11 protein-coding genes are annotated in these 12,314 nt (G+C 68.4%); 3 read left to right on the forward strand and 8 right to left on the reverse strand.

What is annotated here, in order from left to right; genetic code table 11:
- Positions 1–54: 54 nt before the first annotated feature.
- Entirely contained in the window at positions 55–957 is a 903-nt protein-coding gene (locus ACZ6NZ_RS13355) for an NADP-dependent oxidoreductase (RefSeq protein WP_465858458.1), read from the forward strand.
- A 133-nt stretch (positions 958–1,090) separates the two neighbouring features.
- On the opposite strand, the gene ACZ6NZ_RS13360 is transcribed toward ACZ6NZ_RS13355, so the two are convergent.
- From ACZ6NZ_RS13360 to ACZ6NZ_RS13395, 8 genes are all read right to left on the reverse strand, one after another.
- A complete protein-coding gene (locus tag ACZ6NZ_RS13360) occupies positions 1,091–1,627 on the reverse strand; it encodes an ATP-binding protein (protein WP_465858459.1) in 537 nt (178 codons plus the stop codon).
- A 76-nt stretch (positions 1,628–1,703) separates the two neighbouring features.
- Complete coding sequence (gene coaD / locus ACZ6NZ_RS13365) at positions 1,704–2,165, reverse strand: pantetheine-phosphate adenylyltransferase (RefSeq protein ID WP_465858460.1); 462 nt, start codon at positions 2,163–2,165, stop codon at positions 1,704–1,706.
- Between the two features lie 271 nt (positions 2,166–2,436).
- On the reverse strand, positions 2,437–3,498 hold the full coding sequence (locus tag ACZ6NZ_RS13370) for a hypothetical protein (RefSeq protein WP_465858461.1): 1,062 nt from the start codon (positions 3,496–3,498) through the stop codon (positions 2,437–2,439).
- A gap of 244 nt (positions 3,499–3,742) precedes the next feature.
- Complete coding sequence (locus ACZ6NZ_RS13375; protein WP_465858462.1) at positions 3,743–5,485, reverse strand: ABC transporter substrate-binding protein; 1,743 nt, start codon at positions 5,483–5,485, stop codon at positions 3,743–3,745.
- 145 nt (positions 5,486–5,630) lie between these two features.
- Positions 5,631–6,617 carry an ABC transporter permease gene (locus ACZ6NZ_RS13380; protein ID WP_366607774.1) on the reverse strand — a complete coding sequence of 329 codons (987 nt, stop codon included), beginning with the start codon at positions 6,615–6,617 and terminating at the stop codon, positions 5,631–5,633.
- Between the two features lie 11 nt (positions 6,618–6,628).
- On the reverse strand, positions 6,629–7,636 hold the full coding sequence (locus ACZ6NZ_RS13385) for an ABC transporter permease (protein WP_465858463.1): 1,008 nt from the start codon (positions 7,634–7,636) through the stop codon (positions 6,629–6,631).
- Positions 7,633–8,643: an ABC transporter ATP-binding protein gene (locus tag ACZ6NZ_RS13390; RefSeq protein WP_465858464.1), complete on the reverse strand. Its 1,011-nt coding sequence runs from the start codon at positions 8,641–8,643 to the stop codon at positions 7,633–7,635. The genes ACZ6NZ_RS13385 and ACZ6NZ_RS13390 overlap by 4 nt, the downstream gene beginning before the upstream one ends.
- 55 nt (positions 8,644–8,698) lie before the next feature.
- Positions 8,699–9,754, reverse strand: coding sequence for an ABC transporter ATP-binding protein (locus ACZ6NZ_RS13395; RefSeq protein ID WP_465858861.1), 1,056 nt, complete (start codon positions 9,752–9,754; stop codon positions 8,699–8,701).
- 441 nt (positions 9,755–10,195) lie between these two features.
- On the opposite strand from ACZ6NZ_RS13395, the gene ACZ6NZ_RS13400 reads away from it, so the two are divergent.
- Both ACZ6NZ_RS13400 and ACZ6NZ_RS13405 read left to right on the forward strand, forming a co-directional pair.
- Complete coding sequence (locus tag ACZ6NZ_RS13400) at positions 10,196–10,765, forward strand: Uma2 family endonuclease (RefSeq protein WP_465858465.1); 570 nt, start codon at positions 10,196–10,198, stop codon at positions 10,763–10,765.
- A 32-nt stretch (positions 10,766–10,797) separates the two neighbouring features.
- Entirely contained in the window at positions 10,798–12,234 is a 1,437-nt protein-coding gene (locus tag ACZ6NZ_RS13405; protein WP_465858466.1) for a TldD/PmbA family protein, read from the forward strand.
- Positions 12,235–12,314: the final 80 nt, after the last annotated feature.

Raw genomic sequence — 12,314 nt, forward strand, 5'->3', positions numbered from 1 at the left:
TGCCTAAGATTCGTACGGTCGTGGTGAGAACGAAATCCCACGAAGGAGACGGCGATGCGCGCAGTCAGCTATGCGGAGTTCGGAGGGCCGGAGGTCCTGCACGTGGCCGAGGTGCCGGTGCCCGAGCCCGGGCCGGGGCAGGTCCGGGTGCGGGTCGCGGCGTCGGTCGTCCATCCGGTCGACCTGATGGTCCGCTCCGGTCGGTTCCCGGCCCCGTTGCCGACCGGTCTGCCGTACACGCCCGGTTGGGACGTTGCCGGCAGCGTCGACACGGTCGGCCCGTTGGTCGACGAGTTCAGGATCGGCGACGAGGTCCTCGGCTTCTCGCCGTGGCTGCAAACCACGGCCGGGGCCCACGCCGAATACGTGGTCCTCGACGCCGCCTGGCTGACCGCCGCGCCCGCCGGTGTCCCCGCCACCGAGGCGGCGACCCTGCCGACCAACGGCTTGGCCGCCGCCCAGGCACTCGACCTGCTCGCGCTCCCCGCCGGGTCGACAGTGCTCGTCACCGGCGCCGCCGGGCAGGTCGGTGGGTTCGTTCTGGCGCTGGCTCGGGCGACCGGCCTGCACGCCACAGGACTCGCCGGAGCCGACGACCGCGACTTCGTCGAGTCGCTGGGTGCGGCGTTCCTGTCCCGCACCGACGATCCGACCGGCACGTACGACGCGGTCATCGACCTGGCGGTGATCGGCGAATCGCTGCTGGACCTCGTTCGGGACGGCGGCGGCTACGTGGCCGCGTCACCCCCGCTCCGCCCGGAGCCGGTACGCGGAATCCGGACCCTCGCGCTGGAGGTGCTACCGGACGGAACCCGGCTGGGCGAACTGGTCAAACTCGTCACCAGCGGCGACATCCCGCTCCGGGTCGCTGACGTGTACCCCTTCGCCGACGCGGCGGTCGCCCACGAGCGGCTGGCCCAGGGCGGGGTGCGCGGCGGCGTGGTGATCGTCCCCTGATCCGGGACGAAAGCTCGGCTGTCACGCCCCGGTTGGCCTACCTGGCGAGTCGGGCGGAGTGGCCGGTTGGGGTGCTCCTCTGGTTGGCAGGCCGGCCTTGAGCCGCGTCCGCTCCCGTCGAGAAGGTGCGCGGTCAGCAGACCGTCGGCGGCCACCGGTGTCCGCGCCACTCGTGCCACGTCGCGAAACCAGCAGGTGGGTCATCGACCGGCTCGCTGCCGTCCAGCTCGCCGGGTGTCGGAATCTCGATGCTGGCAGCCCATTCGGCGAGTTCCGCGCCGGACATCGGCCATGTGGTGTGCGGCGCTTCGGCCTGCCGCCGATCCAGTCGCCGGCGCTGCTCGGCTGGACTGACCTCGAAGTAACACAGCTCCACGAGCGCGCCCAGGTCTGCTGCCGCCTGGCGGAGGGCGGAGCGCTCGTCCCGGCTCCAGAGGCCAAAGTCGATCACCACATTGGTGCCGAGTTCGAGCGCCCGCAGCCCGATCTCGATGAGTCGTCCCTCGATCACGTCCTGGGCTGACGACGGATTCTCCGGCCCGTACAGAGCCTTCACCCATTCGTCCTTCGTGAGACGAAGTGCCGCCGACTCGATCTCGATGCGCCTGGCGGCGGTGGTCTTCCCGGTGCACGGCAGCCCTACCGTCAGGAACAGTGTTGGTCGCGTCATCGACGCCCCCTTCCGTTCGAACGCGTCATCGCCGGCCTTCCCGCGACCCGGCCACCCACCCCGACTCTCCGGGACGCTATGGCATCGGCGGTGCCGGCCGCGCCGCGTCGTACGCCCGTACGGCAGTGGACGAGACGGCGGCCAGGTGCGGACGGGGCGGCAGCCAGACGGTCTGGATGCCGAGTTCCTCGTTCATCGCGGCGAGCTGGTACTCGTAGCGAAGGTCAGCGGCGGTGCGCACGCCGCGAACGATGACCGTGGCACCTCGACGCGCGCAGTAGGCAGCGGTCAGTCCGGTCCAGGTGTCCACCTCGACATTGCCCCAGGCCGCCGGCATTTCGTCGCGTACGCGGGCCGCCCTGGCCGTGGCCTCCGCGGTTGGTTGCTTGTCGGCGTTCACCGCCAGCAACACGATGACCAGGTCGAACATCATCCGGGCACGCGCCACCAGGTCGGCGTGGCCGGGGGTGAACGGATCGAATGTGCCGGGATAGACCGCAAGCGAACCGCGCACCGGCAGCACCTGCGTAGCCGTCACCCCGACTCCGACCGCATGGCCCCGATCATCCCAGCCGCACCGGCCCCGACCGAACCGGTCCGGGACACTGAGGTTCGGCCGGCCGTACGCCGTGCCGCTTCGCGACCCCACCACGTCGGGGCGGCCGACAAATCAGTCCGACCCGCCACCGCCACCGCCAGTGTCGAAGTTCCTGGTCCACTCGATCCTTTGACCAGCCGTGAAGACGTCCATGGCAGGACAGCACCCGGCCGATCGATTCTGTCGAGGAGAGTGCAGTTGCATGAGTCGATCAGGCATCCCTGCTTAACAGAAGGTCGACGAGCACCAGAAGCTTCGCTCCCGCGGAACGGGGCAGCGACGGAATTGGCAATGTGAACTGACCCTCAACGAAAGGAAGTGCTATGGTGACTGGAATCGCCTTTCGATTCAACTTGGCACCGATGCGTGCGCCCCATTCCGTCGAGGCGTTCTCCAGTTCAGCCATCACTTGATCGACAGTTCTGGCATCACCGCCGTTCATCGCGTCGGTGAGCGCCGCCATGCCCTGGCGGAAGGAGTGGACCTCCGGCTGCTCTCTGAGCTTCGCTATGACTCGCCCTATACTCCAACCGCGCCGCTCGGCCTCGCTCTTCACGTACCGCGCGAGCATAGGTACGGCAATTTCGCGAGGTTCCACACCCAGCCACTTTTGCTTACGCCGCAAGTATTCGGCGCGCACTGCCTTGTCGAAGGTGTCGAGAATTCGGGAGGAGTAGCCGTATTCTGGATAGCTCAGGTTGTAAGACTTGCTGCGATCAAGGAGGAGTGCCGAGCCAATGCTTTCCTGCAGTGCGAGGTAGTAGGACAGTCGAATGAGTGGCAGAAGCCCATTGAAGGCCACCTTCGGCTGTGGACCGAAGTGCTCGGCGACTGCGTCGATGACGCCTCGGGTCTCGGGTCTCGAGCCCAACAGGTGGACGACGGTTTCCCATCGCGTCGAGCGTGAGAAATTATGCTTGTGCCCGTACTCCGCCACCAATTGTGGCAAACCGAAATTGCCTTGCGGCGGGGCAACGGGCCCACGCCGCATGTGCTTGAGAAGCTCAGCACCCCTGAGGTAGATCTGGCTCATCATTTCCGGGTCAAGATCGAGAAGCTCGATGCCGGAGCCCGCATCTCTCGTCCACAGCAGGCTGCGACCATTTTCCCGGATCGATGGGCCATCCAGGATGACCCTGTCGAACAATACTAAGCACTCAATAGCCGCCGCTTCTTGCGACGACGGTTGACCTGGTTCGTAGAATCGGTCGAGGTCGACTCGGAGGAGCGTGGACGTGTCCACCAACAATGTCGGGGAATTCGCATCCGGCATTAGGCACCCCGATCGTGAGGTGGAGCGTTGACAGCCACGTATGGTAGCGCGGTTCGGTGTGAACGGTGCGGCCGTGTCGCGGTCTCTCGACATCACCAGCAACCGGTGGGATCTCTTGGAGCCCGTCGAACGCTCGCACCATCACTTCGCCTCTCCGATCCGGGGCAGACCAGCCCAGCGCAAACAGCAGGGTCCCCTCCCGACGACGTTGTCGGAAGGGGACCCTGCTGGTCTGCGGTTTGACTTACGGCTTGACGTGCGCGTTCACGAACGACGGGTAGCCGAAGACGCTGGAGATGAAGACCCCGCCCGCCTTGGACCCGTGCACGTTGTAGGCCACGTCGACGAAGAGCGGCACCACCGGCGCGTGCTCCTTCATGATCCGCTCGTCGAGCTTGGCCCACTCCGGGCCCTGCTCGGCGGCGGGCAGCGCCGAGATGCGGTCCATCTCGGTGTTGATCGCCGGGTCGTTGAAGTAGGCCTGGTTGCTGTTGCCCTCGGCCTTGATGGTGCGGCCGTCGTAGAGCACCGGCAGGATCGAGGCCCCGCTCGGCCAGTCCGCCGCCCAGTTACCGATGTACAGGTCCCAGGGGTTGTCCTTCTTCTTGATCTCGTCGAGCTTCGCGTCGTCGGAGATGTTCCGCAGCGTGATCTTGAAGCCGGCCCGCTCCAGGTTGGCCTTGAGCTGCGCGCCCTGCTGCTGCTCGGTGGAGTTGTCGGCCACACCGAGGACCAGCTCCGGCGTCTTGCCGCCGAGCAGCTCCTTGGCCTTGTCGAGGTTGCCGTTGGCCCCCGCCGGGTACGCGTCGTACGCCTGGTAGCCGATGGTGGCCGGCGGCATCAGCGTGGTCAGCGGCGCGGCGACGGTCTGCCCGCCCATGGCCTTGATGAAGCCCTCGCGGTCGATGGCGTAGTTGAGCGCCTGACGGACCTTGAGGTCGGTGACCCGCTGGTTGTTGATCACGAGCTGGTTCGCGCTCGGGGTCGGCGAGAGGATGCTGCGCGACTTGAGGGTGGCGTCCCCGGCCACCTTGGCGACCAGCGAGGCGGGCACGGTGTTGAAGGCGAGCGCGCTCTGGTCGGCGCCGTTGTCGGCGATCACCCGGTTGTTGGCGGCGTCCGCGGTCGGGCCGAAGCTCCAGACGAACTGGTCCGGGTACTGGTGCCGGACCGGGTCGGTCTTCGGGTCCCAGTTGGGGTTGCGGTCCAGCGTGATCTGCACGCCGACCTGGTTCTTGGCGACCTTGTACGGGCCGGACGAGAACGGCTGCTTGTCCAGGTCGACGCCGGTGTCCTTGTCGGCCGGCAGCGGCGCGGTGGTCGGCAGCGAGACCGCGAACGGCAGGTCACAGCGGGGCTTGGCGAACTCGAAGCGCAGCGTCTTCGCGTCCGGCGTGGTCAGGCCGGGCGGCAGCGAGGTCTTGTTCTTCTTGAAGTCCCACTTGGTGTCGAACTGCGCGGTGTCGGCCAGCCACTCCTGGATGTAGGTCGGGCCGCCGGACAGGTCCGGGTCGAAGGACCGGGCAATGCCGTACGCGATCTCCTTGGAGGTGATCGGTCGACCGTCCTCGAACTTCACCCCGTCCTTGACGGTGAACTCCCAGACCTTGCAGTCGTTGTTGACGTTCTTGCCCGGCGTCTCGGCCAGGTCGCCCACCAGGACCAGGCCGCCCTTGCCGTCGTCCTTCCAGGTGGTCAGGTAGCGGGCGAACAGCGGGTTGGTCATCAGACCGGCAAACGAGTACGTCCGCTGCGGGTCCAGGTGCGAGATCGGCGACTCCCGGATGATGGTGAAGGTGCCGCCCTTCACGGCACCGCTCACCTCGGCCGCCGGGCCCTGCGAGTCCTTGGGGTCGGTCGCGATGACCCCGGTCTGCTGCCGGTTGTTGTCCACCGTGGTGCCCTCGCCCGTGTTCTTCGAGCACGCACCCAGTGCCACCACCAGAGCTATCGCGCCGCCTGCGGCAACCGCCACGCGTGGTCTCATGAAGTACCCCCTTCACCCATGTGCCGTGCGAATTCGTCGGGGCGAGAACCGCCGACGTCCCGAGGATCGTAAGGAAGAAAACCTACGAGTTGTGTAACAGTTGTCGATAACTTCCGCCACCGGCCGCGCATTGGTCACCGATGACTCAGCGCAGTCGCACCCGTGGGTCGATTGCCGCGTACAGCAGGTCCACGAGCACGTTCGCCAACACCACGAAGACGGCGGCGATCAACACGGTCGCCATGATCGTGGGCAGGTCACCCGCGCGCACCGCGTCCACCGCTGTACGCCCCAACCCCTGGATGCCGAACGTCGTCTCGGTGATGACCGTCCCGCCCAGGGCCCCGCCCACGTCCAGCCCCGCGATGGTCACCACCGGGGTGATCGCCGCGCGCAGCGCGTGTCGCCCGTACACAGTGGGTTTGGCCAGGCCCTTGGCCCGCGCGGTCCGGACGAAGTCCTCCGAGAGCGTCTCCAGCATCTGCGCCCGCGACAACCGCGCGTAGATGGCCGAGAAGAGGAAGGCCAGCGCCACCCAGGCGAGCACCAGACCGCTGGCCCATTTCGCCGGGTTGTCGAATATCGAGGTGTAGCTGGGCACCGGCAACAGCCGCAGGTTGTAGACGAACACCAGCAGCAGCACCGCGCCCACGAAGTACAGCTGCAACGAGGCCCCGGTCAGCGAGAAGCCGATGGCCAGCCGATCCAGCCAGGTGCCCCGCCGCAGCGCGGACACCATGCCGAGCCCCACGCCGAGCAGCAACCAGAGGATGGCCGCCGGGATCACGATGCTCAGCGTCACCGGCAACACCCGGGCGATGGTGTCCGAGACGGCCTCGTTGGTGACGTACGACCAGCCCAGGCAGGGCGCGTCGCACCGGCCACCCTGGGCGCTGCCCAGGTCCCGACCGGTCACGATGCCCTTCATGTAGCCGGCGTACTGGCTGATCAGCGGGTCGTTCAGGCCCAGGTCGTCGCGGACCCGCTCCAGCCGCTCCGGGTTGCAGTTCTTCGAGCAGATGCTGCTGACCGGGTCGCGCGGCAGGGCGAAGAACATCAGGAAGGTCAACACGCTCACCGCGAAGAGGGTCAGCGTGGCGGAGAAGAGTCGCTTGAGCAGAAATCGCGCCATGATTGTGACCCCTACCGGGACGACTTCGGGTCGAGCGCGTCGCGCAACGCGTCGCCGAAGAGGTTGAAGGCGAACACCAGCGCGAAGATCGTGATGCCCGGGAAGAACACGTACGCCGGGTCGGTCTGGAGGAAGTCCAGACTGCGGTAGATCATCCGGCCGAAGCTCGGCGTCTCGTCGCTGAGGCCGACGCCGATGAACGACAGCGCCGCCTCGCTGGTGATGAACTGCGGCACCGCCAGGGAGAACGACACCAGGATCGGCGCCCAGATGTTCGGCAGCAGCTGCCGGAAGATGATGTGTCCCACCCCGGCGCCGCTGGCCTTGGCGGCCTCCACGAACTCCCGCTCGCGCAGCGCGATCACCTGCCCGCGCACCAGCCGGGCCGTGCTGGTCCAGCCGAAGATGGCGAAGACGGCGATCAGGACGCCCACCCCGAAGGCGGACGACACCTGCCCCCGCTCACCGTAGAAGCGCAACGTGATGGTGGGCGTCAGCGCCAGCGCGATGATCAGGAAGGGCATGGCCAGGGTCAGGTCGGTGATCCAGTTGATCACCGCATCGAGCCAGCCGCCGAGGTAGCCGGCGAGCGCGCCGAGCACGACACCGATCGTCGCGGTGATCAGGGCCGCCGCGAACGCGATGAACAGCGACGTCCGCAGCCCGTAGATCAGGCGGATGAAGATGTCCCGGCCCAACCCCGGCTCCAGACCGAACCAGTGCTCTCCACTGACCCCGCCGGCGTACCCCAGCGGCATGCCGAAGCCGTCCAGCATGTTCTGGAACTGCTCCCGCGGGCCGATCCCGTAGACCATCTCGATCAGGGGGGCGGCCAACCCCAACAGCAGGAAGAACACCAGGAGTACGCCGCTGATCATCGCCGTCCGGTCGCGGCGCAGCCGCAGCCAGGCGAGCTGACCGGGCGAACGGCCCACGACGCCCTTGGTCGCGGCTGCGCCCTCGTCGCCACCGGACTCGATCTCGGCCAGCGCCACACCCTCCACCGGGGACAGGCTCACGACGACACCTCCTCGACGACCTGGGTGATCGACCCCGCCCCTTCGGGGAAGTGACACGCGGTGGCCTGGTTGCCGCCCTCGCGGGGGATCAGCGCGGGCTCCTCGGTGGCGCAGATCTCCTGCGCCTTCCAGCACCGGGTGCGGAACCGGCAGCCCGACGGCGGGTCCAGCGGGGTGGGTACGTCACCGGTCAGCCGGATCCGCCCCGCCGGGCCGAGCTGGGTGACGTCCGGGATCGCCGAGAGCAACGCCCGGGTGTACGGGTGCTGTGGGCGCTCGTAGATGTCCGCCCGGTCGCCGATCTCCACGATCCGACCCAGGTACATGACCGCGACCCGCTGGCAGAAGTGCCGGACCACGGCCAGGTCGTGCGCGATGAACACGAAGGCCAGGCCAAGCTCGCGTTGCAGGTCACGCAGCAGGTTGACGACCTGCGCCTGGATCGAGACGTCCAGCGCGCTCACCGGCTCGTCCGCGACGATCAGCTTCGGCCGCAGGGCCAGCGCGCGGGCGATGCCGATGCGCTGGCGTTGACCACCGGAGAACTCGTGCGGGTACCGGTTGTAGTGCTCCGGGTTCAGCCCGACCAGCTCCAGCAACTCCTGCACCCGGGCCTTGATGCCACCCGGCGGCTTGATTCCGTTGACCTGTAGCGGCATCGCCACGATCCGGCCCACCGTGTGCCGAGGGTTCAGCGAGGCGTACGGGTCCTGGAAGATGATCTGGAATTCCTGGCGCAGCGGGCGCAGCTCCCGGCGGCCGGCGTGCGTGATGTCCCGCCCGTCGAACTCGATGCTGCCGCTCGTCGGTTCCAGCAACCGCACCAGCATCCGACCGGTGGTGGTCTTGCCGCAGCCCGACTCCCCCACCAGGCCGAGCGTCTCGCCCGGGCGCACGTCGAAGTCGAGCCCGTCGACCGCCCGCACCAGACCGGAGGCGCGCAGCCCCTGGCGTACCGGGAAGTGCTTGCTCAGGCCGCGTACCCGCAGCAGTGGTTCGTCGGTCATCTCCACGGTCCTCCGTTCGGGACTGCGGTACTCCGCTGCGCTGCGTTCCGCGCCCTCACACAGCCACCCCCACTCGCGCGATGTCCTCGGCGTAGAACGCGGCGCGCTCCTCGGCGCTCAGGTGACAGGCGACCAGGTGGCCATCGGCACCGGCTGGGCGCAACTCGGGCACCTCGGTGCGGGAGCGGCTGCCGGCGCGGTCCGCGTACCGGCAGCGCGGGTGGAACGCGCAGCCCGAGGGCAGGTTGATCAGGCTGGGCGGGTTGCCGGGGATGGGCACCAGGTCCGCGTCCGCGTCGCCGTGCAGGGACGGCACGCTGGAGAGCAACCCCCAGGTGTACGGATGTTGCGGCGCCCGGAGCACCTGCTCCACGCTGCCCCGCTCGACGGCCCGCCCGCCGTACATGACCAGCACGTCGTCGGCGACCTGGCCGACCACGCCGAGGTCGTGGGTGATCAGGATGATCGCGGAGTGGAACTCGGCCTGGAGGTCGGCCAGCAGATCCAGGATCTGCGCCTGCACGGTGACGTCCAACGCGGTGGTCGGCTCGTCGGCGATCAGCAGCGCCGGGTCGTTGACCAGGGACATCGCGATCATCGCCCGCTGGCGCATGCCGCCGGAGAACTCGTGCGGGTACTGGTCGAAGCGACGCGCCGGTTGCGGGATGCCGACCCGGTCCAGCATGTCGACAGCACGTTGGCGGGCCTCGCGCCGGTTGGCCTTCGGGTGGTGCACCCGGTACGCCTCGGCGATCTGCCGGCCCACCGTGTAGTACGGGTGCAGCGCCGACAGTGGATCCTGGAAGATCATCGCCATGTCCCGGCCGCGCAGCCGGCGTACCTCCTCGTCGGCGAGACCGACCACCTGCCGGCCACCCACGGAGATCTCCCCGGTGACGGTGGTCCGTTTCGGGTCGTGCAGGCCGAGAATCGCCAGCGAGGTGACGCTCTTGCCGGAGCCGGACTCACCCACGATGCCGAGAGTGCGGCCCCGCTCGACGGCGAACGACACCCCGTCGACCGCGTGCACCACGCCGTCCTCGGTGTCGAACCGGACCCGCAGGTCACGTACCCGCAGGTAGGCGTCCTGGTCGGAGCGCTGTGCCGGCACGGCGGGGCGGTCGTCCGGGTCCCCGGACGGCGAGGGTTCCGAGCTGTCCACGGCCACCTCCCTCAGTGACGAAGAGAACTTACAACAAAGTCCCGAGGGTGAAAATAAGCTACAAAGTCGGCACGTGTCAGCCGGCCCGAGCGTAACGAGTCGGCATCGGCCCCGCACCCCCGTCACCTCGCCATCCACACCCGTTCATCTCGCGCACCGCGCACCGCGCACCGCCGCCAAGGTCACGCTCGAACCAGGATCCAGTGGCATCGCCGACGCGCGGACACCACTACAACCAGGATGTTGCGCGATCTTGCCTTCCGCGGAGCGCCGGGAACGCCTATATCTGCACAGAGCGCGATCTTTGGCACCTCAACCTCGACGGCTACCCCTTCTGACCGGGCATTTCATCCTGTGCTCGCACGTCAGGTGCGACCTGAGCGATCCGGAATGAGCTGCACTGGGCAGGTGATTCCCGCCAGCATTCTTGGCCACGCGCTGCCATGGACCGAGTCGGACTACCTCGCCCTCGGCGAGACAACCCAGCGGATCGAAGTCCTCGACGGCAGCCTGCTCATCGGACCACCGCCGTCCGTCCGACACCAGGTGATCGTCCGTGGTCTGACGGCCGCGTTGGAACCCGGCTGCGCTGCGGCGAATCGCCTTCTGCTCCCGGTGATCAACCTACGACTGAATGGCACGCGGATCCTCAACCCCGACCTTGTGGTGACGGCGGAGCTGGATCTCACGGCCGACTGCGTGCCGGCGGGCCCGGTCCTGCTGGTCGGGGAGGTCACCGCACCACACACCGCCACCATCGACCGGGTGCTGAAGCCGCACCTGTACGCCAGAGCCGGGATCGAGTGGTATCTCCTCGTTGAGCAAGAAGGCCTGAGCGTGAACCTCTACCAGCTAGAGGGGGCCCACTACGTAGAGCGGTCGACCACCAGGACCGGCGAGGTGTTGGAGCTGACCGAGCCGGTGAAGGCCACCATCCGGCCGGAGAAACTGCTCCCCTGACGGGTGCCGGTCGGCTGGCCTAGGGTCGGTCCATGACCGAGTTCGACGCGGCTGCCGCCGCCGTCCAGGCCGCCCTCGACGCGGGCGCCCGGTATGCCGACGCCCGGGTGATGCACCGCCGCTACGAGTCGATGACCGCGCGCAACGGTGACGTGGAGGAACTGACCCAGGACGAGAGCATCGGCCTCGGGGTCAGAGCGCTCGTCGGGGCGGGTTGGGGCTTCCACGCCGTACCCGATCTGTCGGACGCCGCCGCCCGCGACGCCGGCCGGCGCGCGACGCGGACCGCCATGGCGAGTGCGCGGGTGCCGGGCCCTCCGGTCGATTTGGTGCCGGTCCAGGCTGTCACCGCGAGCTGGGCCTCCGGCTGCCAGATCGACCCACTCGGGGTGCCGCTGTCGACCAAGGGCGATCTGCTGGTCGACGCCACGCGCACGATGGCCGAGCACGGCGCGGACCTGGCCGAGGGCCTGTACCAGATCTGGGACACCGCGAAGTGGTTCGTCTCCAGTGAGGGCCACCGGATCGACCAGCGCATCCGCGAGTGCGGCGGCGGTATCTCGGCCACCTCGATCGGCGACGGCGAGACGCAGCGCCGCTCCTGGCCGAGCTACCGCGGCCAGTACGGCACCACCGGGTGGGAGCTGGTCGAGTCGCTGGAGCTGGCCGCGCACGCCGCGCAGATCGCCGAGGAGTCCCGTGCGCTGCTCACCGCGCCAGCCTGCCCGGCCGGTGAGACAGACCTGATCCTCGGCGGCGAGCAGTTGGCCCTGCAGATCCACGAGTCGGTCGGGCACGCCATCGAACTGGACCGGATCCTCGGCTGGGAGGCGGCCTTCGCCGGCACGTCCTGGCTGGACCTGGCCCAGCTCGGCTCGCTCCGCTACGGCTCGGAGCTGATGAACATCACCATCGACCCGACGATCCCGGGTGCGCTGGGCAGCTTCGGTTTCGACGACGAGGGCTCCCCGGCGGTGAAACGGGACGCGGTCCGGGACGGCCGCTGGGTCGGCGTGCTCGCCGGCCGCGACTCCGCGGCCATGGCCAGCCTCGACTACGGCGGCAGCGTACGGGCCGACGGGTGGGCCCGGCTGCCGATGGTGCGGATGACCAACGTCGGCCTGGAACCCGGCCCGCACACGCTGGAGGAGATCATCGCGGCCACCGACGACGGCGTGCTGATGGACGTCAACCGGTCCTGGTCGATCGACGACAAGCGCCTCAACTTCCAGTTCGGCTGCGAGGTCGGCTGGGAGGTCAAGAAGGGGCGACGGGGGCGGATGCTGCGCAACCCCACGTACACCGGGATCGGCCCCCTGTTCTGGCGCTCGATGGACATGCTCTCCGGCGAGACGGTCTCCTGGGGCACGCCCAACTGCGGTAAGGGCCAGCCCGGCCAGATCGGGCACACCGGCCACCCGGCCGCGCCGGCCCGGTTCCGCAACGTCCGCGTCGGGGTCTCGGCGTGAGCGCGAGGAGTGAGCCGGGTTTGCGAGCCCCGCAGTCGCGAACGAAAGGCGGCCCAGCGTGAGCGCGAGGAGTGAGCCGG

Source organism: Micromonospora sp. NPDC047756 (assembly GCF_055587245.1).

Bases quoted from the DNA above. Each gene is read 5' to 3' on its own strand.
- ACZ6NZ_RS13405 (WP_465858466.1), top strand. From the start codon at position 10,798: ATGACCGAGTTCGACGCGGCTGCCGCCGCCGTCCAGGCCGCCCTCGAC.
- ACZ6NZ_RS13370 (WP_465858461.1), bottom strand. From the start codon at position 3,498: ATGCCGGATGCGAATTCCCCGACATTGTTGGTGGACACGTCCACGCTC.
- ACZ6NZ_RS13400 (WP_465858465.1), top strand. From the start codon at position 10,196: ATGAGCTGCACTGGGCAGGTGATTCCCGCCAGCATTCTTGGCCACGCG.
- ACZ6NZ_RS13380 (WP_366607774.1), bottom strand. From the start codon at position 6,617: ATGGCGCGATTTCTGCTCAAGCGACTCTTCTCCGCCACGCTGACCCTC.
- ACZ6NZ_RS13390 (WP_465858464.1), bottom strand. From the start codon at position 8,643: ATGACCGACGAACCACTGCTGCGGGTACGCGGCCTGAGCAAGCACTTC.
- ACZ6NZ_RS13375 (WP_465858462.1), bottom strand. From the start codon at position 5,485: ATGAGACCACGCGTGGCGGTTGCCGCAGGCGGCGCGATAGCTCTGGTG.
- ACZ6NZ_RS13360 (WP_465858459.1), bottom strand. From the start codon at position 1,627: ATGACGCGACCAACACTGTTCCTGACGGTAGGGCTGCCGTGCACCGGG.
- ACZ6NZ_RS13355 (WP_465858458.1), top strand. From the start codon at position 55: ATGCGCGCAGTCAGCTATGCGGAGTTCGGAGGGCCGGAGGTCCTGCAC.